Below are 24,930 nucleotides of genomic sequence, written 5' to 3' on the forward strand. Positions count from 1 at the left end.
GACGGAACGTCCTCGGCTTCGCAGCGCTGTCGGACCGCTTCCGCACCAATCCCAAATGCCGTTCGACGACACGATCCACGAGGAGACGAGCGATGGGCACAACGACACCGAACAACATCATGCAGGTCGGCATGGGGTTCTGGGCGTCCAAGGCCCTGCTCAGCGCGGTCGAGCTCGGCGTCTTCACCGAACTCGCAGCCGGCTCGGCCGACCTGCCGGACCTGCAGGCCAGGCTGAAACTGCATCCCCGCTCGGCCCGCGACTTCCTCGACACCCTGGTGGCCCTGAAGCTGCTCGAACGCGAGGACGACCGCTATCGCAATGCCCCCGATACGGACCTCCTCCTCGACAAAGCGAAGCCGTCCTATATCGGCGGCGTCCTCGAAATGGCCAATGCCCGGCTCTACGGTTTCTGGGGCTCGCTTACCGAAGCCCTGCGCACCGGAGAGCCGCAGAACGAAGCCAAGCACAGCGAAGACTTCTTCGCCGCGATCTATGCGGAGCCGGCACGGCTGCGCGGGTTCCTCGAGGCGATGAGCGGGATTAGCGCCGGTGCGGCGCAGGCAATCGCCGCAAGGTTCGACTGGTCGAAATACACGACCTTCGCCGATGTGGGCGCGGCGCAGGGCATGGTGCCGGTGGTGATCGCGCGAGCCCATCCGCATCTCCAGGCCGTCGGCTTCGACCTGCCCGCCGTGCAGCCGATATTCGACGAGTTCGTCGCCCGGCAGGGCCTCGCCGACCGCATCCGCTTCCAAACCGGCAACTTCTTCGACGGTCCGATGCCGAATGTAGATGTGATCGTGATGGGGCATATCCTGCACGACTGGGATCTTGCCGAGAAAAGGATGCTGCTGGAAAAAGCGTTCGCCGCGCTGCCGAAAGGCGGGGCCCTGATCGTCTACGACGCCGTCATCGACGACGAGCGCCGCAGCAACGCCTTCGGCCTGCTGATGAGCCTGAACATGCTGATCGAGACCCGCGGAGGTTTCGACTACACCGGCGCCGACTGCCAGGCCTGGATGCGCGAGGCCGGTTTCGTGTCCACGCGCGTTGAGCCGTTGCTGGGGCCGGACTCGATGGTGATCGGCTTCAAGCCCGACTGAGCGGAAACCGAGACCCGGGCCGGCGTTCCGCAAGATCGACCAATGGGGCAATGTCGATTGCCTGGCGCTGACACCGCAATCGGTCAATCTGATTTTGAAAAGCCGCTGCGAAAAGGCCGAGTGAGGTCGGGACCGCTTTCACAACACCGGGTGTTGCGCCAAGCAGACGATAGCCCCGTTCCGCTTTGCTCAGCACCCCGAGATGGGCCGGAGTAAGCTGATCGACCTTTCGGGCGAGCACAAACAGGGCTGTCGGTGAGCCCGCCTCCTTTTCAAACTCGATCTCGCAAAGCCGCGCCTCGCGATCCGCTGCAACGACCTTGCCGAGATCCAAAGCGACTTCGATTGTGGCGTCACCATCCATCACATTCCAACGATGCCGTTTGACATGAACCTCGAACAAGGGCGCGAGCTTTCCGTCAGCCCCAGCGAAGTATCGTTACCGGACGGCGCCTCTTGCGCCGCAGCAACCGCAAATCAAGCACCTACAGACCCCCTTAAAGGTCTAGTGTTTCGATCGTCAGAAGCTTAGCAAAGCCATCCAACGTCGCCGGCGGCTCAAGCAGGACGATATTCGTGCCCGAGGGATGCTTCGTTGAACCGAATTCAATGGCATCGAAGCCGGCGTGGCGAGCACAGTCGGCGACAAAGCGCGTGAAAACATATTCACGCTTCGTCCATCCCTCCCCAAGTCGTGGCGCGGCGCAAAGTGCAGAGCGTGCCAGACACTGGAACACGATCTCCGCCCGTGTCTCCGCTTCACCCAAGGAGCTCAGGTTGAGAACCCTGAATGGCGACAACAACTCGACTTCCGCGACGTGGAAGCGTGCGCCTTGAGATCCGACCTCAGCGAGTGCCGTCTCCTTCGCCTTCGCCAGATACATCATCGGATGGGCAGCATGGTTGTATCGACCCTCGGGAACCTTGTCAGACGGAGGTGCCCCGAAATCCTGAAGCATCGGGTTTGGCACCCCGTCCGCTCGTCGGGAACGAAACAGCGTGCCTTCTATCAACGCAGGCGCAACCTTAGCCGCTTGGCCCAGGATGATTTCGAAAACTTCAGCTGCGAATTCGTGCGTGAGCAGCAGGAACGGGGTTCGCGAAGCGAGCTGGGCGATCTCGCCCAGCTGATCGAAAAACTCACGCGGAACGCGAAAAGGATGCTCATAGATCCAGAAGTCCCGATCCAGCGTCGCACCACAGTTCGGGCATTCGAGAAATTTCGAGTAGTGCTCGATTTCCTCCGCATGGAAAGCGTCTTGGATCCGGCTCTGCTCGATAAAGTCGTCGACGGTCTGGTGTCCATATTGAAGTTCCAAATCGTGCGATACGGTTCCAGGCCACTGCGCTCTGAAATCGTCATGGCATTCGGTGCAGCAGCTGATGCTTGATGTAAAGAATGTCTCTATGTCCCGGTCGAAATATTCCTGGAAGATAGAGATGCGCTCTTCCTCGGTATTGGCCTCAAAGTATCTGCTACGCATGAATTGCCTACATTCAAACGCCCGCGGGCCGTCTGCTTCGCTGGTTGACACGAACGTCCGGTCACTGGAGCCCGCACGCGCTGCAATCTGCTAGCGGATGTCTTGATCTTAATCCAGATACTTTGCTGCCGGCGACCAGCTCAAACAGGTCAGCCAGTTAGGCAACACTTTTCCAGGAGAAGCCGGGTTTTCGCGCGGAAAACCTTTGTAGGCTAGAAACACTTTCCGGCCGGTCCACGCTCGTCGCCCGCCGCGGTCAGCAGAACGGCGTCGCGCAAGGCCGCTTCTTCCTCATTGCGCCCCATCAGCCGCACCGCCACCGCGGCACATTTGGGGGCCTGTTGCGCGCGCAAACGGGGGGCCTACTGCGGACATCAACGCCGCCGCCACCGCTTCGGTGTAAACCTTACCAAAGCGTCCGGACTATAGGCCATGAGCCGCTCAAAACATTTGTCTTGCCGTCATCCCGATCTCAACACCGTGTGACGCGTTACCGATCGGCCAAGAAGATGGATCATGATACCAAGCCATCAGGACCTCTCGGACCCCAATGCATTTCGCAGCCAGTGCCACATATGTCCGAGCGCCAACCGGTAGCCTGACCCCTGGACCGAAAGCCCCGACAAAATCCCGTTTCAGCGCATAGACCGTGTGCTCGACGAAGCTGACGCTGTCGGCATCGAACCAAATTCCCAAGGGAACCGCCGAAGCCTCCAAGTTGTGGAGCTTTTCGTGGACAATGGCCAAAGCAGACGGCTCCTGGAACTGCGTACCAATGTCCTTGAAGCTTGCGACGACCCTGTACTTTTTGGGCGCGCGCTCGGAGGACCAGGTCATTTCCGACCTCCCCTTGCTAAAGTCCAGGGCCTCACAATAGGCACTCATGGCCTCGACATGATCTGCGAAGCGCCATCTCGCTCGATCGAGCTCAGCGCCTGCCGCGAAAGGTCAGCCTGCATACCGGCATAGCTCGCAGCCAAGGCCGTTGCAATCGTCGATCCAATGCCGACCGCGATGGCAACAGCGATCCCTATACGTTCGAGGCTCCAGCCTCTGGAGCCCTCGAGTTTAGGCTCCAAAGTCTTGATGGTCCTTTCCAGACTTGCCACCGATCGCTCGAGGCGACGATGGGAAGTCGTAGCTTGACTGCGATTGATTTGCCTCATTCCACGCTCCCAAGCATCGCACGATATTGCCCGTTGTCAGGGAATAAAGGTCGGGCGCCGTCTCGTCTTGGGCCGCGCGCAGCTAACTCGTCGACAACTTTGCGATCGAAATTCTCGTTGGGAACAATGATGAATTGCCAAAGCGGCAGGTTATCGTCCTTGAAGTCTTCCGGGATAGCCAATCTGAAAAACGCAGGATCTTGTTTCACGTCGAGCGAGGCCACGGCGCCGTCTTTGACCGTGAGTTCCTGGTAGGCTGTGCAGATCATCTGGCTCAGCGAACCGACGACATCAAAGCCCTGGTCTTCGTCAGGCTCCTCCGGTGAGAACACGGTGCGAAGACCGATGACTTTGTTGCCTTCGAAATGCGCCGTCTTCTCCTTCTCGGGCCAGCGGCCGTATCGGATCAGATAAAAGGCGATATCCTTCGCCGTCTTGTCGACGATTTCCCGGCCGCCACAATAGATCCCGATCTCCCGCGTGATAAATGATACGTCACCATCTTCGTTAGGTACTTCAGCCTCCTGCGGGCTAGTTCGCAGTTCAATGGCAAGCTCCGGCAGCGTCGCGATGGTTCGCTCCCCGAGCGAGGCCATTTCGTTCCTGGCCATCGCCGTCGAGAAGTCGATGACCAGTTTTGTCCCCTTTTGCCTGAATGCTTCCCTCGAAAGGAGGGTCCACGTGTTCATCGACGAGAAGTAGACAGCGATTTTGATCGGAAGGCCGTTCAGTGCGGCGTATTCCGCCAAGCCGTCCATGGTCTTCTCCGGAAGCAAAAACTCGTGCTTCAACGATTTCATCCGGAAATTCTTGACCTCGATAAGCATTGCCGAGCCATCGGCAAGGGCTATGCGATAGTCCGGGACAATCAGGCTTTCCGAGACCGCGAAAATCGATCCCCCATCTTCCTGCTTGATCAGTTTGCACCGACCAAGAGCGCCTGCGACGATCCCGAACATAGCTTCAACCCGCTTGCCGTGAAGAAGCGTGGGATTTGTCTGAGTAGCGCGCAGGGACGTCCCCAGCGCCCTCAGGAAGTCATCCATATCGCCTGGCGAATTCAACGTATAGCCCCGCTCTCGGGCGACGGCCGTATACAGTTCGATCAGGTCGAATTTGATCGGGTCTCGCAATTTCCGTCGCATTCGTTCCGCCCATAGGTTGTTAGTTCAACCCTATTTTATTTTATCGTTGTAGCGGTATTTTCGATATCCGTTCAATGCGTTCCTCAAAAATCTTAGTTGTTTCCGAGATCCGGCTACGGTCCCGCAGTTGCTCAAAGTGAAAAGCTTGATCTTGTTTTCCTTACAACCGGACCGGTTCCCCGGCATGCTCGCTAGTACATTCACAAGCTGTGAGGTGACAGACGGAATTGCTCGCGTAATGTCGTGCTAATGATTTCCTCCGTCCCGCCCGCAAACCGCTTGCGTCATGCGTCGCGCCTTCGACCATTGCTCATCCGAAATCGCTCGAGCATGAAACACTCTAGTAGGGCCTCGCCGACCGCACCGGCGCCGACTGCCAGGCCTGGATGCGCGACGCCGGTTTCGTGTCCACGCGCGTCGAGCCGTTGCTGGGGCCGGACTCGTTGGTGATCGGCTTCAAGCCCGACTGAGTGGAAACCGCAACCGGACCAGTTTGCTGCGCGCCGGCCTTGCCTCCACGGCCGATACCCACGAGCGCTACGTTCAAAAACAGCTGGGGCATCGGCTGAGTTGACGCCAAACATCAGCGGCGGCGCGACCGCTTCCGCAGTAATCTCGCCAAGGGTATCGACATCTTCGACAGGCAGGCGGTCCGTGTGCTCGCGGAAGCCGGCATCTGGGGATCCATTCGCCATCACGGTCTTCTCGGCGACACCGTGATTGTCTCCGACGATGCCGGCCAGTTCCGGGTCGGCAACCATGCCCTGTGTTGGGTCCATGCGGAGCGGCTGCTGCAAAAACTGATGCCGGCAACGCCGCGGCAGGTCCGAAAGGTCGAGACCGTGCGCGATCTCGTGTGGAAGTTCTACCGGACGCTGAAGAGCGTCAAGCGAAAGCCCCCGCCCGGGCTTGCCGCCGCATTCCACAAACGCTTCGCGCGGATCTTCTCGCTGCGCACCGGCTATCATGACCTCGACAAGCTTCTGGCTCGTCTTTGTCGCCGAAAGGACGAACTGCTCAAGGTGCTGGAACGGCCAGACACGCCTCTGCACACCAATGCGTCGTAGAACGATCTGCGCAGCTTCGTCACCAAGCGGAAGCTCTCCGGCGGCACGATGAGCCGCGATGGTCGCGTCGCACGCGACACCATGCTCGGGCTGATGAAGACCTGTCGGAAGATGGGGCTGTCGTTCTGGCAGTATCTCGGTGATCGCCTCGGCTTTGATGGCCAACCCATCCCGCCGTTGGCCACGCTTGTTGCGACCAAACCCTAGGCGCCCCTCCCCTCACCTACGAACGGGTATCTTGCACCTCCTCAGCGCATGCTATGATCCACGGCGCGGCGCGCTTCGCCCATTAAAACGGCGCGCCCCCCAATCTGCCCCGGTTACCCCTCGAGTCCAGCAACGCCATCTTAGAAGATAATTAACCATCTGTATTAACATCGTAAATTTTACAAACGGAAGCAAACTTCATATATCTTTCCGTCTGACGGACGGCGTTTTTCATGTCCTTTCACTATCGATAGGTATCCAGTATCGATATGGCGCGATTTGGAGCCGCTAATGGCTTATGTCCGTCGTCCTGATGAGCGGAAATGCCTGGTTTTCCCGGCTTTTTAGCCGCCTGTCAGCCTTGTTCAGCGGACTCATCTCCCAGATAGGGCGCGACCCGATCCCTCTCAAACCCGCCGAATTCGCTGCAGTTCCGCCATAACCGCCCGCTGACGCGGTTTCATCACCGCGTGCGGTCCGTCGCTTATCCGCACGGACATTTCGAGTCTGGCGGGCTTCCATTCACACCACAAAACACACTTGCAAAGGATCAATTTCTCGCGCATTCCTTATCTGTACAAAGCACCTCGAAACGGGCCCGTCAAAAGCGCGATGGTAAAGCGACAAACAGTTAGCCTCCAACAGCCTCTCAAGCGACTGATCGGGTACGCGCGCGTGTCGACGGACGACCAGGTTCACGATGCCCAAATCGATGAGCTGCGGGCCGCCGGCTGCGATCGAATCTATCAGGAGCACGGCTCCGGCGCATCGCGCGCTCGACCGGTCTTGACGCGGCTGGTCGGCGAACTCACCGCAGGCGACGTCCTCGTCGTCGTCCGCCTCGATCGGCTGGCCAGATCGGTGAGTCATCTCTTGTCGGTGATCGAAGAGCTCGAGCAGCGCGGCGTGCATTTCCGGGCGATCCGCGACCCGATCGATACCTCGACGCCACAGGGCATGTTTTCTCTCCAGGTTCTTGGCGCGGTCGCCCAGCTCGAGCGGGCGCTGATAGCCGAGCGAACGAAGGCCGGCATCAAAGCAGCGAAGGCGCGCGGCAAGCTTCCTGGAAACCCCGGCCTGCGAGAACGGCGGCCGGAGGCTATCAAAGCAGTCTCCCAGGCACGCGAGAAACTCTATCTCGATGAACTCGTTGCGTCCGCGCAGACGTGGTTGCCGATGGTGCGGCAACTCCGGCCCCAGCACAGTTGGGACAATGTCGTGCAGGTGCTCAATCGCCGCGGTCACGACTGGACCGTCGAGCGCCTGCGTCGCGCCGTTCATCGCTTGGTCCGCGAAAAGCTCGCGGAAAAAGAACTCCTGGCCCGGTCCCCCCGCCGCGCCCCAGAGGACCATCTGATGAAGCTGGTGGCGGCGATCGCCATTGCCGATCCCGACCTATCGCTTCGCGACATTGCCGCTCAGCTGGACCAGATGGGGGAACGGCCTGTGCGAAGCGGCAAGAAATGGCAGCCCTCCTCCGTCCGGGACCTGCTGGACGAAGCCCACCGATTTGGTCTCATCCGCCGCTGAGGGCACGGTTCATCAGGCGACCGATAGCACGGTGCTTTTTCTTAGCGCTGTCCGATGGCAAAGACAGGATCTGCAGCGCCAGGCCACGGTAGTCGCTATCAGTTCGCAGCTTCAGCTCAGTGCCGTCAGCCTGGAACACGGCGGCGGGTTCTTCCGGTCCCTGCGCGCTCTCCCCTCCCCGAAAGTTCCTGGCCCCCTCATGCAGGAACGGCGGAGCAGGTCCGGCCGCACGCGGCTCCAGCAGGCCCGCGATCTCAGCGATGGCAACCAAACCAAAGGTGTTCATTCGCTGATGCGCTGAGCCCCGATCAGCTGTCAGTAGACTAATCGCGTTCGTATCGTTCCAGGAATTTCGCGTAGGGCCTGAAGCACCTCGTCGGCATTTGCGGACATTCCTTCGGCCTCGACCACCACATAGCCCGTGTCACCATGCGTCTGAAGGAACTCAGCAACGATGTTCAGCCCGCGCGACGAGAAGATCTCGTTGAGCTGGATGAGCACGCCGGGACGGTTTTCATGCACGTGAATGAAGCGCGTGCCGTTCGGACGCTCGGGCAGCTGCACCTGCGGAAAGTTGACGGCGCCCATCGTTGAGCCGATGTCGGAATATTCGACGAGCTTCCTCGAAACCTCCCCGCCGATGCGCTCTTGGGCTTCCTCAGTGGAGCCGCCGATATGCGGCGTCAGAATGACATTGCTCAAGCCTTGCAACGGCGTCTCAAAACGCTCTTTGTTCGATGCCGGCTCCTTGGGGAACACGTCCACGGCGGCACCCGCTAGATGCCCGTCTTTCAGGACTTTCGCAAGCGCATCGAGATCGACTACCGTGCCGCGAGAGTTGTTGATGAAGATGGCGCCTTTCTTCATGCGCCGCAGTTCGGTTTCGGTGATCATATTATGCGTCGAGGGTGTTTCCGGAACGTGCATTGTCACATAGTCAGAGATTTCGAGAAGGTCGCCGAGCGAAGCCATCGACTCCGAATTGCCACGGCGCAGCCGATCGGAAAGATCGAAGTAGCGCACGAGCATGCCCATACTTTCGGCAAGCGCGCTGAGCTGCGATCCGATATTGCCGTAGCCGACAATGCCGAGCGTTTTGCCGCGGACCTCCCGGCTGCCGACAGCGGACTTCTCCCACCCACCTTGATGCGCGGAAGCCGAACGCGGAAAGATCTGCCGTGTCAGCATAATAATCTCGCCGATCACAAGCTCGGCCACTGAACGCGTATTTGAATAAGGTGCGTTGAACACCGGAATGCCGCGCCGCCGCGCTGCATCCAGATCGACCTGGTTCGTACCAACGGAAAAACAGCCGACGGCGATCAATTTCTTGGCGGATTCGAGAATCTCTTCCGTTAATTGCGTGCGGGAACGAATGCCGATGATATGAGCGTCGGCGATGTGGCTCTTAAGATCCTTGTCGTCGAGCGCCTTCGGCAAATGAATGAGGTTGCTGTAACCAGACGAAGAAAAGTGGTCCACGGCGGTCTGGCTAATGCCTTCCAGCAGAAGCACGGAAATTCGGTCGCGTGGGAGAGAAAGTTGGCGGGTCATAAATATTGCTCCGATTTCCGGAAGGCCGATGTGGCTTCGGCGCCTATGAAGATTTACGCGGCCGGACAAGTTAATATCAACACACTGATACCACGAACAAATCTCAAGACACGCGGTTTTCAATGCTTCCTACCCAAAGGTCGGCAAGAAGGGATAGCATATGCTTCGCCGTCCCTCCCAACCGACCGGAAGATTGAAGTTCAAGCCAATTTGCCATTGATTTGACCACAGTAACGACGAAAAAAGCGACCCGACAACTGACCTATCGCGATCGATCTCAGCTTGGAATGGCCCAGATCATCGCGCAAACTGCAAAAATCACCCAAAAAGACCTCTGCTCCGCCTGACAGCATGGCGCTTTCTGGTGATGATCCGGTGCTGACGGCGGCGGCAGAGGGCTCCTTCCCTCTTCCCGGCCCCTCTCAAAGACCTTGCCAAACGAGCGTGTCCCGCCAACACCCGCAAGGCCTATACCTCGGTCAGGAAGCATTTCTCCGCCGGGTGCCGGCGCCAGCCCCTCCCCCCGGATCCGCACGTCGTCGACCTCTGCATCGCCGCTTGCGCCTCCGGAACCGCGCGCGCCCAGCGTGAAGGCCAATTCCGTCTCCACGATCGTGCGCCGCCTCTCGGCGATCGCCTGGAAACGCATCCAACGGGGCCAACCGCCCGCAGCGTGCCGCGTTCTAGCGTCTCGAGCATGGCGATCAGGTCATCCGGCAGGATCGCCTTTTTTCCGCGGCGGGGTGAGGCGCGGGATCCGCGCGGCCTTTTCTGTTTGCGGTTATGTCTAGTAGGATCCAGACCGCCGCTTCATTTGCCGAGCTGCCACAACGGCGGACATGGCTTTCCTCTACACGAGAATAAATAGATGCTTCTTAGCCCCGGACAAATTTCTTCCCGGACGACTGCCAACCTTGGGGCCTGATCGTGGTTCCGACGGCGCGATCGTTTTTGTGGTTCCAACTTATGAGGCGTAATTCTCAGCTTTGTTTCCGGCAGGCGCATTGGCGCGCATCAACGGCACGAACCTAGCCACCGACTGTGTTGATATTCCCTGTCCTTTGCGGATTCACGTCATGACGACGGCGGCATTCTCAACGCCTTGGTTCCCCCGCGGGCCGCCTCATGGCCCTGTTCTGACATATGGCTTCATATTGAGCCACGGCGACGGGATGAACGTTGATTCGAGACCCCCTCGGTATCCGGTAGGCGCCCGGACAAATGCGCCGGCCAAAGGACGGATCTGTCTCTTCCGAAAGGACCGAAGTTGAATGTCTCTGCCCTGACCCACCACCCGTCCGATGGCTCCCAAAAGGTTGAACGCCTCCTGCACTTTATGGCGCCTAGACCGACCATGCGATCTCAGGTTCCCTTCTGAGGTGTGTATGGAGGATTAGCTGCCTATCCGACATCAGCTAAGTAGCAATGCGTTTCTTGATCGTCAGTAAGGAGAATAGGAGTAGCGTCTGTTGGGAGCTCCCAACAGACTGCCGTTGTCATACAGCTCGGCCGATTACCTCAATTCCTAAAGTACGACGCAGCATATAGTCACAGACGTCGTTGGGAGCTCCCAACACGCCGGTGGACAGTTTGCTTGACCATCGAGCACGGGCGCTGGATTTCAGGAGTTCCAGACCTCGTACCTTCAGGGTTGCCACCGCAAGGGTCACGTTGAGGCCAACACTAGTCCGTGACGAGAAGGACCAACGGGGTTTTGCTTATCAATGCGTGTCACCGTAAAAGTTCGCTATCCAGACGGTAGACATCAGCATTGTCCTGGAACTCGCGCAAACCCTTGTAGGAGGGATGCCGAAGCTTTTTGTCCGTCGTCCACGCCCGGAACTCAACCTCGGCTATGAGCACCGGCTGAAGCCAGACGACGTTGCGTTTTCCTGAGTAAGGCACTGGCGGCTGCTTCCGCTTCCAGGGTAGATGGTCCATCTTCTCGCGCAGTGCGATCGCATCCTGCTCGCTAATGCCAGATCCCACGCTGCAAACATAAACCAGGTCGTCGTCCCGATAGGCTGCAAGCAGCAAGGAGCCAAAATCGAGCCCGAGATACCGTGGACGGTTCATAGCCTACCACCAAGAAAGCTTCGCTCTGCACACATTTGAGCTTGATCCAATCGCCGGCGCGTCCGGATCGATAGGGGCTGTCTTGACGCTTTCCAACGATGCCTTCCAGGCTTAAGCTGCAGGCATGACCCAGCAATTCGACCGGGTCTCCATGGATTTCTTCGGAAAGCAGGATCGCGCCGCCATGACCGCGCAATGCTTCCTCCAGCAGATGTCGCCGAGCTCGATACTCGACCTGGCACATGTGGTGGCCGTCGAGGTACAGAAGATCGAAAGCGTAGAAGAGGGCAGGCGAGGCCCGATTTCCAATCTTTCGTCCGGACGCCCCGAGCGGTTTCTGGAGCAGACTGAAATCTGACCTGCCTTGCTCGTCGAGGACGACAGCTTCGCCATCCAGGATCATAGACGCCGGTCTCAGGAGACGGGCAGCCTCAGCAATCGCTGGGAACCTGCTGGTCCAATCGAAGCCATTCCTGGTAAGAATCTTCACGCGATCGCCTTCGACATGAACATGTAAACGGTATCCATCCCACTTTATCTCCCATCCCCAATCGCCGGTTAAAGGTGGTCTCTCGGTCAACAGAGCAAGCGCTGGTTCGATGCGAACGGGTATAGGATCGGACGAGAGTTTGGGCTGCGCAGGATCTCGCTTGCGGATGCGGCTGCTCTGCATCGAAATTGCTTCGTTGCGCAGCAATGGCGTCGATCGAGGTGAGGGAGGGCGCCTAGTCATGCATCAGTGTATCAGCAAAACTTAAATTTTCTTCCGCGCTCAAGCCCTTCGTCTTCCCCGACGCTTCCGCACGGATTGGCATCTCGCCTTCTGTCAGATTCAAACGGTGCGCTTGAGGGGAGGGCTGGCGGCTCGAGCTTAGCTCGCACCTTTCCAACAAGCGCACCGGCACGTTCGTCTCGGAAGGTGGTGAACGGAGGTCTGCCCAGGGCCTGCGTGGCATGGGGCGACGCCTTTGGCGTGCTATGCCCTGGGTCGGCAGCCTTGCAGGTTTGCGACCGTTGCCTCGTCCGAAGGCGAGAACATAATAGGAACGTCGCCGACGTCATGACGATTGATCCTCTTCGAACTCAGACAGCCGCACATGCCTTTTGCCCGCAGCGCTTTCGCAAATCTATGTCTCGATCGTCTTCGGAGGTAAAAACGTTCAGGCCGACGGTTTCCGTGGACATCGGCGCCTGGTTCGTTGGACACGGACACTCCAGTTTTTGGTGGAAAGCTGCCGGTAACTGGTTTGTGTTCAGGGTGTTATGAACGCCGACTGGGTGCGATCGACAAGCAAAGTTTGCACCGGTCCGGATCGTTCTGTCGGTCTACGACAACGACATATGCTAAGGAAACGCCGGCAGCCGCCTTGGCGCGAAGCCTTGGAATTGGGACTACGAAGGCTCTGGCAAAGTTCGCCAAACTTCCTCGCCAAGAAGAACGCCATTTTTGGGGGCGTTGTTCGCTGTTCGATCCGACGTTACGGGATATCGGTATGGATAAGATCGACGCCTCCGAAGTCTGGGTCGTTGGCCGCCATAGCATCAACACTGCAGGTTCGTGATATGCCGCTTCCTTTGGTAAGAACGGTCGGGCGCGTGGTTCTTGAGCGTACTGTCACAGAACTACCCTTGACTGCTTCGCAGCAGCCGATCACGTCGCATGCGACCAGAGCTGCAGAAAAACTCCGGCGTCACGGCCTGTCAGCCATGTGACCGTCTTCTTCCGAAAATCCGCACAATGGTTCCGCTCGCGATAGCTTGTCGAAAACGTCCTACCTCCTTCTAATTCCACCTTTGTGCTGGCTCTAGTCGATCTCTTCGGACCCCGGCAGGGGAGGGTAGGGGGCTATCGGCCGCTCTCGATGCGATGAACGATCGATGGGGAAAGAAATCCGTTGTCTTAGCGTCCGAAGGCCTCAGTCTCGGCTTCGAGACGAAAGCTGAATGTATTTTCCGCGACTGCGCCGCGGCTGCCCGTCACTACGCCGATCGTAACTCACTGCTACCGCCAGCACGCATGAGTGCCATCAACATCGGCCCGAGACTAAACTCCCCTCGCTCCGCTCGATCAGTCAGATCCCGAAGGTACCCCCCGGGTGAGTTGATGTGCCCGGCGCGTTCCAGGATGCAGGCAGTCGCAACCGCCGCATTCTCCGGCCCCATGACCTCGCAAGCCTGCTCATAGGCCGAAGGTGAAACGCCCAGCATCGAACGAACCACGACCGCGGCGCTCATCAATTCGCGCCAGCTCTCTATTCGCGCTCCGTTTCCATAGTCCGCAATCTGCGGGCAAGCGCGTAATACCATAGAGAGAGGAAACGCCTTTATCGGCTCGCCCCGCCGGGGAGGTTCCTGCCGCGGCTTCGCGCCCAGCTCGTGTCCAGAGCTAGGTTCAAATTCAATATTAGAGTCGGTATTTGAATTCTGTATGTGCTGACGGATTTCGGCGCCATTGGTATCGGATTTTTGCGGAATAAGCTGTGCTTCCAATAAGTTGACAACACCTTCCTGCAAAAGTGTCAGCCCGTCGAGGCAGTCCGCAAAGTCCTCCGTCGTTTTAGCCGTCCTCAGTTTGGCAACGGCCGCAACGTACAGGACCTCCATACCATCCCAATCGCCAGCCGCGCCCTCTTCGATCGCTGCTGATATCAGCTTGCGGACATCCCTCCGCGCAATGGTTATCTTCTCCTTGATCAGCTTCAAACGGCGGTTTTCGTCATTCACCTGTTGGGCCAGTCGCGCAATCTCTTCCGCGCGAGCAAGCAAGGGCGCAAGGCTGAAGCCGTAAGCCGCATCGATCGCGCCATCCCGATCTTTTCGGGCGTATCTCTTACCATTGGGGCTATCGTTCCGATTGATCAGCCCGGCTTGTACCAGCAGCGCCAGGTTCTCACGGAGTGTCGTGCCCGCGATGCCGTTCGCACGCGCCGTGAGTTGGGCGTTGGAGGGAAACACGATCAAATTGGAGACTTCACTTAATTCCGAGTCCGGATAAAAGGATAGCAATGCGCTCAAAACTGCGAGCGCGCGATCTCGCACGCCCAACAATGTACGCGCCGCGCATGCATCTTGGTAAATCTTCCACTTATTGGCTGACTTGCCTTGCTCGATGTCCGCTGCGGCGAACTGGTTCTTTACGAGCGCAAGCGTCATCGGCCGCCGCCCAAAGGGCGTCGTCACATGTCCACTCTGCATTTTCTTTCACCTTCTTGAAGGCAATAGAAAAGCGCTCACCAAAACGATGCCAAAGACTCTTGACGTGGATTCCGGGAAATGCGATTCTCTTAGGTGCGAACTAATTGAGAAGGGCTTCCGGAACCGTTTCGGCGGCCTTTTTCTTTGCCATGTGTATCTACCTAATGATCACAGACTTTCCGTCATTCGCTTTCTCCCTCAACTTTACGTTCGTGAAACTCCCGATAGAGTTCGTCCAGCTTGCCTGAAACAAACTGGGCGAATGCCGGAACAACTTTCTCTTCGAAGACGATGGTCGTTTTGTCACTCCGCGCCTCGATGCGCGCACCGCGTTTGCCAAGCGGCGTCTTCCAGGTTTCTGACTTGGTGGCCGTGGCCTTCTTTTCCGGCTCGCCAAGTGCACGAAGCAGAGCGTCCAACCGCGGGTCGCTTTCGAACTTGTTATCAGCATAGCCGAGAAGCAGCCCGCGAGCGGTCGCCAGCTTGGAGGGGGAGGCAAGGTGGTCAACGAGCGCCAACCAACGTGCCCGTCCAGCTTTCGGCGCGGGGCCGATCAGCCGAACCAAATCTTCTGGCAGTTGCCGCGCGATTGCCACATAGCGACTTACGTCCGCCTTGTCGGATGCAAGGGCGGCGATGATCGTTGGTCGGTCGCACCCGGAATCTTCAAGGTGTTTTGCAAAGAATGCCTTCTCGATGAAGGATAAGTCCTTGCGGTCGAGGTTTTCGCGCCCCTGCGCGATGACGAGCTGGCTATCAGTGAGGTTTCTCACGATCGCACGAACGGACAGTCCCAGTTTTTCGGCCGCCTTCAGCCGCCGACGTCCATAAGCAATCTCGAACCGACCCGTCGTCTGTGGGCTCGGTCGCACCAGGATCGGAACCTGCTGCCCGTGCTGGGCTACACTTTCGACCAGAGCATCAAAGGCTGGGTCAACGTCGGCCGGAATGCGATCTACGATCTTCGATGTATCAATCGAAGCGGTGTCAATCGAAATGACAGCTTCGCCTTCGGCCAGTTGCTGCTGGAGTCTGGTCGCCTGCTTCGCGTTCTCCGCCATCTCGTGCAACGAAGAGCCCATTGCCGAGATTGCACCCGTGCGCACGCGGTCCGCTGATTTTGACGCAGATGAAGCCGTAGTTATTGGCTTCTTCAGAAAGAGAGAATCGATCGAATCTCGTCTGCTCATGATGCCTCGCCTGTTATAATCTTTAGATAAAATTGCAAATTCACGGTGTCCACTACGCTCGACCCCATGCCTGTTTGATCAGCGTCTCGACCTCGGAATTCACCGCGTCGAGCGCCTCCATGGCGCGATCGTAGGTAGACCTCGTCAAGTTTTCCCGACCGATCTCATACAGCGTCTGCTTGGTCAGTCCGGCATCCGAAACGGCGGCGGACTTCACCATCGGATTTGTAAGGACATGGTCGTCAAACAAGTTGCGGAGAAGGGCTGCAACCTTCGTCTGCGGCGCATCCTGCGGTTCGAACCGTGTAAGCAGATAGCGTATGAAGTCATATTTCAGGTCGCCACCAGCGTCACGCACGACGCCAAGTAGGTCCCGCGTCATAAGAAGAAACTGGCTCATCGAGGAGATGTCGAGCATCTGCGGATGCACAGTGACGATCATGGAAGTTGCCGCACATAGTCCACTCAACGTGAGAAAACCCAGTTGCGGCGGGCAATCGATGACGACAACATCGTAGTTGTCGGCGACCTCATCGAGCGCAGCGGCCACACGCGCGAAAAACAAGGTTTCGCCGGGAGTGCCCGCGCTCAGCGCTTTGGGCGTTGTGTGCTCAAATTCCATTAGTTCGAGATTGCCTGGAACGAGATCCAAACCGTCAAAATAGGTCGACCGGATTACGTCCGAGAGGTTTCGACGCTCGTCATCGTACCGAATTGCAGCGTAGAGGGTCTGGTTGGCGGCCACGTCCAACTCAGGAAGCACCCCGAGAAGGGCGGACAAACTCGCCTGAGGGTCCAGGTCTACAGCGAGGACACGGTAACCCTGCAAGGCAAGGTGCTGGGCCAAGTGCGCCGATGTGGTCGTCTTGCCCGACCCGCCCTTGAAATTCGTTATAGCCAGTACCTGAAGGTGTTCTCCAGGACGACGATGTGGCACGAACTCGATGCTCTCGCGACCACGTGTGGATTGCGCCAGCACGCGCCGGATCTGATTGATGTCAGCAAGCGTGTAAAGGCGTCGACCGTTGCTTGTTGTCTCCGGCTGCGGACCTTCCCCAGCCAGTGTCATCTTCCGTAGAGTCGAATCAGATACACCGATTAGTCTAGCGGCCTCTCCCGATGTGAATCTTCGCAGAACTTTCTGCGAAGTTGGCGGAAAAAGCGCTTCGCTCATCGATTGCAGCTGTGAGCTCAGACGGTCTGCCTGCTCACCGATGGTTTCATCGACGCTTGGCAAAGTCTGACGGTTTGGTTTTGTTGCCACACTCACGCTCATATCTCTCATCACGGATTTATCGCCGGAACGGCTCTTTTTCCGTGACGATACGCAAATGCCATTTCTTGGCAAGGGCTTAATGGTTAACCAAAGGTTAATCCGGCGACCCCGCGTTTGATCGAAAATCAGGTATTATCCCTTCCTTTCAATCACTTAGCACCAGCCATAGCTTACCATGTTCACTATGCGTTTTACTGTGAATCCTGCAAGGCGAGCCCTACGAGCGGCCTTCGAGAAGCAAGTTTCCGTAGACCGCCAGGAACCTGGGGTGCGACTCAGTCGCGAATAAGCTTGTAGAATTCTACAACTGCACCCTGACGCTAATCTGTGCTGCTCTCACGTCGAACAACCAAGGACGGAGAGTTTCATGCAGATTCTCGCAATTTCGAAGCCCCGCAACGTCGAGGAGACCAGACTTCTACGGACTCACCATCAACTGCGGGCTCGTGTCTTTTCTGATCGGCTCGGATGGGAAGTGGACGTTACGGGCGACCACGAATCGGATTGCTTCGACGCACTTCAGCCAACGTACATCCTAGCGGTCTGCGACGCCGGGCAAGTCGTAGGCTGTGCGCGCCTTCTACCAGCTCTGGGCCCGACCATGCTGACGGGCGTTTTCCCCTCGCTTCTTCCAAGTGAGGGGCTTCGCGCTCACACAGGGATGATCGAGAGTTCCCGCTTTTGCGTCGATACCTCCATTGAGGATGGACGGGGAGGGGGCTCGGTACACCAAACAACGCTCACGATGTTCACCGGCATCATCGAATGGTGTCTCGCAAACCGCTTCACCGAAATTGTCACAGTGACGGATTTGAGGTTCGAACGGCTCCTCGCCCGAGTCGGATGGTCACTTCAGCGCCTTGGCGAGCCCAAGAAGATCGGCGTAACCATGGCTGTCGCAGGCACCCTGGCTGCGAACCGAGACATATTGCTGAGGCTCCTCCCCGCCAACTACCGGTCCAATATCGCCCACCCTTTTGACCAAGCGGCGTAGGGAGAGGTCAGTGAACCAGCTTCGATCTCACCCCCGACTTGTCCGCAAACTTCAGGAAGCCCTCGGCGAACAGCTCTGCGTCGCCCTCGACGACGCGAATGTCGTCGAGATCATGCTCAATCCGGACGGAAAACTCTTCATCGAGCGCCTCGGCCATGGCGTTACGCCCGCTGGCGAAATGTCACCAGCAGCTGCGGAAATGGTAATCGGTACGGTAGCGCATGCGCTTCAGTCCGAAGTCGATCCACAACAGCCGATCATTTCGGGTGAGCTCCCGATTGGTGGCCACCGTTTCGAGGGTCTGTTGCCCCCCGTGGTCGTCAAACCTGCTTTCACCATACGGCGCCGGGCATCACATCTCATCCCGCTCGATGAGTATGTTCGGACCGGTATCATGACGGGTGATCAGGCGGCGACGATCCGCAGCGCAGTCTCCGCGCGGCTCAATATTATCATCTCCGGGGGAACCGGTTCGGGCAAGACGACGCTTGCGAACGCTGTCATCGACGAGATTGTCAGATCCGCGCCAGAGGATCGTCTCGTTATTCTCGAGGACACGGCCGAAATCCAATGCACGGCCGAGAACGCCGTGGTCCTGCGCACGAGCGATACCATCGATATGGCGCGGCTTCTCAGGAGCACCATGCGTTTGCGTCCCGACCGGGTCATCGTCGGCGAGGTGCGAGACGGGGCGGCCCTGACGCTGCTCAAGTCATGGAACACCGGTCATCCGGGTGGCGTCGCCACAGTCCACGCGAACACCGCCACCTCCGCTTTGCGTCGTCTTGAACAACTGACCGCAGAAGCCAGCCAGCAGCCAATGCAGGAAGTAATCGGTGAGGCGGTCGACCTCGTTGTTTCGATCGAGCGGACCTCGCGTGGACGCCGTGTTCGCGACGTCATCCACGTCGAGCAGTTTGCCGGCGGCCAATATCAGATCGAATCCGATCAGCTCACCGAAGAACAGGAGGCCCGCCGTGTCGCCTAAGCAAACACTGATCGCCATCACGCTCATTGCAGCGCTCAGCCTTTTTGCATCGACCGCGCCGGCGCTGGCCGGTTCGGGCGGCAGCCTCCCGTGGGAAGGACCGCTTGAGCAAATTCAAGAATCGATCACCGGCCCGGTGGCCGGATACATCGCGCTTGCCGCCGTCGCCATCGCGGGCGGGATGCTGATCTTCGGCGGCGAACTCAACGATTTCGCCCGACGGCTCATGTACGTCGTCCTGGTCGCCGGCATTCTTCTAGGCGCGACACAGATCGTGGGCCTCTTCGGCGCAACCGGCGCATCGATCGGGCTGGCGGACGAGCAAATCACAAAGACTCCATCCGGCCGAGCAGGAGAGGGCACCGATGGTTGAGCCTGTGCCCAGACTGCAGCGCAACCGCATCCATCGCGCCCTTTCGCGGCCGAACCTGCTGATGGGCGCAGACCGCGAACTCGTGTTGATTACGGGACTTGCCGCCGTAATCCTCATCTTCGTCGTTCTAACCGCGTATTCAGCACTCTTCGGCATCGCCGTCTGGATCGTGATCGTCGGCCTGCTTCGAATGATGGCGAAATCCGACCCGCTGATGCGGAAGGTCTATCTGCGGCATATCTCCTACAAGCCCTACTACAGGGCGACCACTTCGCCTTGGCGGCGGTACTGAGGAAAACCATGGTCGCTCTTAAACGCTTCCGGGCCACCGGCCCGTCTTTCGCTGATCTCGTTCCGTATGCTGGCCTGGTCGACAACGGTGTCCTGCTCCTGAAAGATGGGAGCCTGATGGCGGGTTGGTACTTCGGTGGGCCCGATTCCGAAAGTGCCACTGACCTCGAGAGAAACGAACTTTCGCGCCATATCAACGCAATCCTGTCACGGCTTGGCAGCGGATGGATGATCCAGGTCGAGGCCATTCGGGTTCCAACAATCGAATACTGTTCGGAAGATCGGTGCCACTTTCCAGATCCCGTGACGCGCGCGATCGATGCCGAACGCCGGGCGCATTTCGCGCGCGAGCAGGGGCACTTTGAGAGCAAGCATGCCCTGATCCTCACGCAGCGGCCACCTGAGTCGAAGAAAACTGCGCTCGGCAAATACATCTACTCGGATGAGGACAGCCGGAGGAAAACCTACGCAGATACGGTCCTCTTCACATTCAGGAATAGCATACGCGAGATCGAGCAGTATTTCGCAAACATACTTTCGATCCAGCGCATGGAGACGCGCGAGGTTGCTGAGAGGGGAGGGGAGCGCAGCGCGCGATACGACGAGCTCCTTCAATTCGTCCGGTTCTGCATAACCGGAGAAAACCATCCGATCCGTCTCCCCGACGTCCCGATGTATTTGGATTGGATCGCAACGGCGGAGCTTCAACATGGGCTGACGCCGAAGGTAGAGAACCGGTTCCTCGGTGTCGTGGCTATCGACGGCTTTCCTGCTGAGAGCTGGCCAGGGATCCTGAACAGCCTGGATTTGATGCCGCTCACCTACCGTTGGTCATCACGTTTCATTTTCCTTGATGCGGAAGAGGCGCGTGAAAAGCTGGAGCGCACGCGCAAGAAGTGGCAACAGAAGGTTCGCCCCTTTTTCGACCAGTTGTTTCAGACCCAAAGCCGGTCCCTCGATCAGGACGCGATGAGCATGGTTGCCGAAGCCGAAGACGCGATCGCTCAGGCTTCGTCGCAGCTCGTCGCCTATGGATACTACACGCCGGTCGTCCTGCTTTTCGACAAGGACCGTGACATATTGCAGGAAAAGGCCGAGACGATCCGCCGGTTGGTGCAGGCTGAAGGCTTCGGCGCACGGATCGAAACACTCAACGCGACTGATGCCTTTCTCGGCAGCCTTCCGGGAAACTGGTACTGCAACATCCGCGAACCCTTGATCAACACCAGCAACCTTGCTGATCTGGTTCCGCTCAACTCGGTCTGGTCGGGTAGCCCGATCGCCCCTTGTCCCTTCTTCCCTCCCAATTCTCCGCCCCTGATGCAGGTCGCGACCGGCTCGACGCCATTCCGGTTCAACCTGCATGTCGATGACGTTGGACATACACTTATCTTCGGCCCGACCGGCTCGGGGAAGTCGACGCTGTTGGCGCTGATCGCCGCTCAGTTCCGACGTTACGAGTTCGCCCAGATCTTCGCCTTCGACAAAGGCAATTCACTTCTGCCGCTAACGCTTGCCGCCGGCGGGAAACACTACGAGATTGGCGGCGATCATGAAGGAGAGGGGAGCGCGCTTGCCTTCTGCCCGCTATTCGACCTTTCGAATGATGGCGATCGGGCTTGGGCAAGCGAATGGATCGAAATGCTCGTTGCGCTACAGGGCATGACGATCACGCCTGATCATCGAAACGCCATTTCGCGCCAGATCGGTTTGATGGCCAAGGCCACCGGCCGGTCATTATCGGATTTCGTCAGCGGCGTGCAGATGCGCGAGATCAAGGACGCGCTCCACCACTACACTGTCGATGGACCAATGGGTCAGCTGCTCGACGCTGAGCAGGACGGGCTCACCCTCGGCGCTTTCCAGACTTTTGAAATCGAACACCTCATGAACCTGGGCGAACGCAATCTCGTACCTGTCCTGACCTATCTGTTCCGCCTGATCGAGAAGCGGCTAGACGGCTCCCCAAGCCTGATTGTGCTGGACGAGGCCTGGCTGATGCTGGGCCACCCGGTATTCCGCAACAAGATCCGCGAATGGCTAAAGGTCCTGCGCAAGGCTAACTGCGCGGTCGTGCTCGCAACCCAGTCAATCTCGGATGCCGAGCGCTCTGGCATCATCGATGTGCTGAAGGAATCGTGCCCGACCAAGATTTGCCTTCCGAACGGCGCGGCCCGCGAGCCAGGGACGCGCGAGTTCTACGAGCGGATCGGCTTTAATGAGCGGCAGACCGAGATCATCTCGATGGCCGTCCCCAAGCGAGAATATTACGTCGTCACGCCAGACGGCCGGCGGCTTTTCGATATGGCGCTGGGTCCGGTTGCACTGAGTTTCGTCGGGGCGTCGGGCAAGGCGGACCTCAAGCGCATTCGCGCACTCAAGTCCGCTCACGGTCAGAACTGGCCAAGCCACTGGTTGACAACGAGAGGAGTCCCCGATGCCGCGTCGCTGCTTAACATCGAGTAAGGTGATTTCAGCCTTAGCTGCCGTCACAATTGTGGGCGGATTGCCGCTACCCGCTCACTCCGGATCAGCAACAGGCGTTGCCACCGAGTGGACGCAACTCGCCAACAACGCTCAACTCGTCGATCTCCTCAAAACCAGCGGCTTGCAGGTCGATAACCAGTTGACCCAAATCGGCCAGTTGGCCGAGCAGATTCAGAACCAGCTGAAGATCTACGACAATATGCTTCAGAACACCGCGCGATTGCCGAGCCACATTTGGGGCGAGGTCGAGCGAGACCTAAACCAGTTGCGCGGGATCGTCGAAAAGGGGCAAAGCATCGCCTTTTCCATGGGCAATGCCGACGACGTCCTGCAGCAACGCTTCAAAAGCTACTTAGACCTGAAGGCGGATCTGCCAAACGGCGAGAGCTTCTCGTCGAGTTATCAGTCCTGGTCAGACACGAACCGCGACACGATCGCGGGAACCTTGAGAGCAGCAAAACTCACCGCCGATCAGTTCGACACCGAGGAGGGCACCATGGATGAGCTCCGATCGATGTCGCAATCTGCCGACGGACAGATGAAGGCGCTTCAGGTGGGCCATCAGATCGCAGCGCAGCAGGTGAGCCAGATGCAGAAGCTGCGCGGCCTCGTCTCGCAGCAGATGACGATGATGGGCACGTGGCTGCAATCCGAGCAAACAGACAACGATTTGGCCCAAGCGCGTAGGGAAGAGTTTTTCGGGACGACTGCCCCGTCCACAACCGGTGGCGAGAAAATGAAGGTGGAATGGTGAAAACAAAGATCATCGTGACCTCGCTCACCGCCATTCTTTCGCTCACCATCGTGAGTGTTTGGCTTTTCATCTCAGAAAAACATGCCGCTCAGGACACGCGCGCAAAGTTCTTCGGCACTTCGCAGAAGTACCCAACGTCGGGCGGTCAAAAGATGAAGTTTGAGTGGTGATCCCATGTCGTCAACGCTCCCTCCCAACGTCCGAACGATCGCGCTTTTCGCAGCGGTTGCAGTACTCGCGGCGCATCCTGCATTGGCTCAGGAAGGTTCAATTCTCACATCCCTGCAAAACCAAATCACAACGGCAGCCAGGGGCTGGGAAGCTACGGTGATGAACGCGGCAAGATCTCTCTTCTGGATTTTGGCAACCATCGAAATCGGCATTGCCGCGGTCTGGCTTGCCTTGCAGGCGGCCTCACTGGACAGTTGGTTCGCCGAGCTTGTCCGCCGTATTATGTTCATCGGTTTCTTTGCTTTCGTGCTTGAGCAGGGACCTGTCTTCGCGAAGGCAGTTGTCGATAGTCTTTTCGAGATTGGAGCCGGTGGTGGTACGGCTTCGCCCGCAGATGTTTTCAACGCCGGCTTAACCGTTGCAACGAAGATGTCCGAAAAAGTGCAGTTCGGGCTCTTCGAGGATAACGCACTGGCAATCTCAGCGGCCCTCGCCATGGTCGTGTCGGTTATCGCATTTTCCTTGGTCGCCGCAATCTTCGTGTCGGTGATGGTCGAGATGTACCTGGGACTACTTGCCGGCATGATTATGCTAGGGCTCGGAGGATCGTCGTTTACGAAAGACTTCGCCATTCGATACCTAGTCTACGCGTTCTCCGTTGGCATGAAGCTGATGGGGCTGGTGATGATCTCGCGTATCGGGTCCGAAGTTCTTATCAGTCTCGCGAACGAGCCTAATGCCGGCAACCAGTTTCAAACAGCGCTTGCAATTGCCGGTATCGCATTCGTCGTTTTCATCATCGCGATGTACGTACCCAACATCATTCAAGGCGTGGTGCAAGGCGCTTCCGTGACAGGCGGCATGGAAACCATCCGTCACGGAAGCCAAGCAGCGTCGTTCGCCGCCGGCGCGGTTTCGCTGGTATCCGGTTCCGTTGGCGCCGGGGCTGCAGCAGCCCAGTCCGCTCGTGCTGCCGGTTCTTCGATCGGCGGTTCAGCGCTTAGCGGGGCTTGGTCAACTCTCAGCTCGGGAGCGAAGGCAACCGGTTCTGCCGCCAAGGAGAAAGCGATCGGATCGCCCGGCGCCTATGCCGGTTCGCTGATGGGTCTCGCCAACGCAAAGCTGGACGAGGCTCGCGGCCGTGGGGGCGGAAATACGCCGCGGCCTGAGCGAAACGAAAAAACCTAGCCCCGAGGATCGACTATGGCCACAAACCACGTCCCCGAAAACCCATACCTTGCAGCACGTCAAGAATGGTCCGAGCGCTACGGATCCTATGTCAAAGCCGCGGCCGCCTGGCGGACCGTCGGAATTCTCAGTCTGGCCATGGCCATCATCGGCTTCGGCTATGCGCTGTACCTCAGCACCCAGGTCAGGCTGGTGCCTTACATCGTCGAAGTAGACAAGCTCGGCACGCCGGTCACCTCGGGTTTCCCTGAACAGATCGAGTATGCCGATGCGCGTGTGGTGCGCGCGATGCTCGGCAACTTCGTCACGAGTTTCCGAAGTATCTCTCCGGACGCGGTCGTCCAGAAGCAATACATCGATCGTACCTACGCCCTTGTTCGCACCGCGGACCCGTCCACCCAAAAAATCAACTCCTGGTTCCGCGGAAACTCCCCGTTTGAAAAGGCGAAGACGTCGACTGTCGCAATCGAGGTCAACAACATCGTCGCGCTATCGAACCAGACCTACCAGATCGACTGGTCCGAGTATGAGCGTGACCGCAAGGGCAAAGAAACCGACACGCGCCGCTTCCGCGGTATCGCGACCGTCGTACTCACCGCGCCGCAGGACGAAGCGATCATCCGCCTCAATCCGATCGGCCTCTACGTCCAGGACTTTGACTGGACCGCACAGCTCTGAGTGCAGGGGA

22 protein-coding genes and 4 pseudogenes are annotated in these 24,930 nt (G+C 58.3%); 15 read left to right on the plus strand and 11 right to left on the minus strand.

The features are described from left to right. The first annotated feature begins 92 nt into the window (after positions 1-92). Complete coding sequence (locus ASD00_RS15345; protein WP_057207428.1) at positions 93-1,106, plus strand: methyltransferase; 1,014 nt, start codon at positions 93-95, stop codon at positions 1,104-1,106. After that, a pseudogene (locus tag ASD00_RS41675) lies at positions 1,105-1,224 on the plus strand (integrase); the annotation flags it as partial. The gene ASD00_RS15345 and the pseudogene ASD00_RS41675, both read left to right, overlap by 2 nt. Before the next feature lie 63 nt (positions 1,225-1,287). Here the strand turns inward: ASD00_RS41675 and ASD00_RS42305 are convergent. The 5 genes and pseudogenes from ASD00_RS42305 to ASD00_RS15370 all read right to left on the minus strand — a co-directional run. Further along, a pseudogene (locus ASD00_RS42305) lies at positions 1,288-1,518 on the minus strand (CYTH domain-containing protein); the annotation flags it as partial. Between the two features lie 85 nt (positions 1,519-1,603). Further along, a complete protein-coding gene (locus tag ASD00_RS15355; protein WP_057207430.1) occupies positions 1,604-2,590 on the minus strand; it encodes an RES family NAD+ phosphorylase in 987 nt (328 codons plus the stop codon). Between the two features lie 212 nt (positions 2,591-2,802). Beyond that, positions 2,803-2,895: a DUF1403 family protein gene (locus tag ASD00_RS40050; RefSeq protein WP_348272067.1), complete on the minus strand. Its 93-nt coding sequence runs from the start codon at positions 2,893-2,895 to the stop codon at positions 2,803-2,805. 136 nt (positions 2,896-3,031) lie between these two features. After that, complete coding sequence (locus tag ASD00_RS15360; protein ID WP_156585596.1) at positions 3,032-3,427, minus strand: hypothetical protein; 396 nt, start codon at positions 3,425-3,427, stop codon at positions 3,032-3,034. Between the two features lie 325 nt (positions 3,428-3,752). Continuing rightward, positions 3,753-4,901: a hypothetical protein gene (locus ASD00_RS15370; protein WP_057207433.1), complete on the minus strand. Its 1,149-nt coding sequence runs from the start codon at positions 4,899-4,901 to the stop codon at positions 3,753-3,755. A 656-nt stretch (positions 4,902-5,557) separates the two neighbouring features. Between ASD00_RS15370 and ASD00_RS41685 the strand changes: the two genes are divergently transcribed. The 3 genes from ASD00_RS41685 (at position 5,558) to ASD00_RS15385 (ending at position 7,705) form a co-directional block, all read left to right on the plus strand. Then, a complete protein-coding gene (locus ASD00_RS41685; RefSeq protein ID WP_244496055.1) occupies positions 5,558-5,968 on the plus strand; it encodes a transposase in 411 nt (136 codons plus the stop codon). 48 nt (positions 5,969-6,016) lie between these two features. Beyond that, positions 6,017-6,175 carry a hypothetical protein gene (locus ASD00_RS41690; protein WP_244496056.1) on the plus strand — a complete coding sequence of 53 codons (159 nt, stop codon included), beginning with the start codon at positions 6,017-6,019 and terminating at the stop codon, positions 6,173-6,175. A 612-nt stretch (positions 6,176-6,787) separates the two neighbouring features. Then, positions 6,788-7,705, plus strand: a complete 918-nt coding sequence (locus ASD00_RS15385; protein WP_057207435.1) for a recombinase family protein — start codon at positions 6,788-6,790, stop codon at positions 7,703-7,705. On the opposite strand, the gene ASD00_RS15390 is transcribed toward ASD00_RS15385, so the two are convergent. The 3 genes and pseudogenes from ASD00_RS15390 to ligD form a co-directional block, all read right to left on the minus strand. Beyond that, on the minus strand, positions 7,692-7,991 hold the full coding sequence (locus tag ASD00_RS15390; protein ID WP_057207436.1) for a hypothetical protein: 300 nt from the start codon (positions 7,989-7,991) through the stop codon (positions 7,692-7,694). The two genes, ASD00_RS15385 and ASD00_RS15390, sit on opposite strands and share 14 nt — an antisense overlap. 29 nt (positions 7,992-8,020) lie before the next feature. Further along, positions 8,021-9,259 carry a phosphoglycerate dehydrogenase gene (gene serA / locus ASD00_RS15395; protein ID WP_057207437.1) on the minus strand — a complete coding sequence of 413 codons (1,239 nt, stop codon included), beginning with the start codon at positions 9,257-9,259 and terminating at the stop codon, positions 8,021-8,023. 1,731 nt (positions 9,260-10,990) lie between these two features. After that, positions 10,991-12,068 (minus strand): annotated as a pseudogene (ligD, locus tag ASD00_RS15405) (non-homologous end-joining DNA ligase). Positions 12,069-13,193: 1,125 nt separating this feature from the next. On the opposite strand from ligD, the pseudogene ASD00_RS42490 reads away from it, so the two are divergent. Then, positions 13,194-13,262, plus strand: a pseudogene (locus ASD00_RS42490) (hypothetical protein); the annotation flags it as partial. A 53-nt stretch (positions 13,263-13,315) separates the two neighbouring features. Here the strand turns inward: ASD00_RS42490 and repC are convergent. The 3 genes from repC to repA all read right to left on the minus strand — a co-directional run bounded on the left by repC (position 13,316) and on the right by repA (position 17,005). Next, the gene (repC, locus tag ASD00_RS15410) at positions 13,316-14,530 is read right to left on the minus strand and encodes a plasmid replication protein RepC (protein WP_057207439.1); all 1,215 of its coding nucleotides are present in this window, start codon (positions 14,528-14,530) and stop codon (positions 13,316-13,318) included. A 182-nt stretch (positions 14,531-14,712) separates the two neighbouring features. Beyond that, entirely contained in the window at positions 14,713-15,720 is a 1,008-nt protein-coding gene (gene repB, locus ASD00_RS15415; protein ID WP_057207440.1) for a plasmid partitioning protein RepB, read from the minus strand. Between the two features lie 52 nt (positions 15,721-15,772). Continuing rightward, positions 15,773-17,005, minus strand: a complete 1,233-nt coding sequence (gene repA, locus ASD00_RS15420; RefSeq protein WP_200951467.1) for a plasmid partitioning protein RepA — start codon at positions 17,003-17,005, stop codon at positions 15,773-15,775. Between the two features lie 358 nt (positions 17,006-17,363). On the opposite strand from repA, the gene traI reads away from it, so the two are divergent. The 9 genes from traI to ASD00_RS15465 are packed head-to-tail and all read left to right on the plus strand — an operon-like array spanning position 17,364 to position 24,920. Next, complete coding sequence (traI, locus tag ASD00_RS15425; protein WP_057207441.1) at positions 17,364-17,990, plus strand: acyl-homoserine-lactone synthase TraI; 627 nt, start codon at positions 17,364-17,366, stop codon at positions 17,988-17,990. A gap of 10 nt (positions 17,991-18,000) precedes the next feature. Beyond that, the gene (trbB, locus tag ASD00_RS15430; RefSeq protein ID WP_057207442.1) at positions 18,001-18,978 is read left to right on the plus strand and encodes a P-type conjugative transfer ATPase TrbB; all 978 of its coding nucleotides are present in this window, start codon (positions 18,001-18,003) and stop codon (positions 18,976-18,978) included. Beyond that, positions 18,968-19,351: a TrbC/VirB2 family protein gene (locus ASD00_RS15435; protein WP_057207443.1), complete on the plus strand. Its 384-nt coding sequence runs from the start codon at positions 18,968-18,970 to the stop codon at positions 19,349-19,351. Before trbB ends, ASD00_RS15435 begins: the two co-directional genes overlap by 11 nt. Then, positions 19,344-19,643, plus strand: coding sequence for a conjugal transfer protein TrbD (locus ASD00_RS15440; RefSeq protein WP_057207444.1), 300 nt, complete (start codon positions 19,344-19,346; stop codon positions 19,641-19,643). The genes ASD00_RS15435 and ASD00_RS15440 overlap by 8 nt, the downstream gene beginning before the upstream one ends. Before the next feature lie 8 nt (positions 19,644-19,651). Then, positions 19,652-22,108 (plus strand): conjugal transfer protein TrbE, encoded by a 2,457-nt coding sequence (locus ASD00_RS15445; RefSeq protein WP_057207445.1) that lies wholly within the window; start codon positions 19,652-19,654, stop codon positions 22,106-22,108. Next, positions 22,080-22,883: a P-type conjugative transfer protein TrbJ gene (trbJ, locus tag ASD00_RS15450; protein ID WP_057207446.1), complete on the plus strand. Its 804-nt coding sequence runs from the start codon at positions 22,080-22,082 to the stop codon at positions 22,881-22,883. Before ASD00_RS15445 ends, trbJ begins: the two co-directional genes overlap by 29 nt. Then, the gene (gene trbK, locus ASD00_RS15455) at positions 22,877-23,053 is read left to right on the plus strand and encodes an entry exclusion protein TrbK (RefSeq protein ID WP_057207447.1); all 177 of its coding nucleotides are present in this window, start codon (positions 22,877-22,879) and stop codon (positions 23,051-23,053) included. The genes trbJ and trbK overlap by 7 nt, the downstream gene beginning before the upstream one ends. Before the next feature lie 4 nt (positions 23,054-23,057). Next, positions 23,058-24,242: a P-type conjugative transfer protein TrbL gene (gene trbL / locus ASD00_RS15460; protein ID WP_057207448.1), complete on the plus strand. Its 1,185-nt coding sequence runs from the start codon at positions 23,058-23,060 to the stop codon at positions 24,240-24,242. A 15-nt stretch (positions 24,243-24,257) separates the two neighbouring features. After that, positions 24,258-24,920, plus strand: coding sequence for a conjugal transfer protein TrbF (locus ASD00_RS15465; protein WP_057207449.1), 663 nt, complete (start codon positions 24,258-24,260; stop codon positions 24,918-24,920). The last annotated feature ends 10 nt before the right edge of the window (positions 24,921-24,930 follow it).

Source organism: Ensifer sp. Root31 (genome assembly GCF_001424825.1).
GTDB classification, from domain to species: Bacteria; Pseudomonadota; Alphaproteobacteria; order Rhizobiales; family Rhizobiaceae; genus Ensifer; species Ensifer canadensis.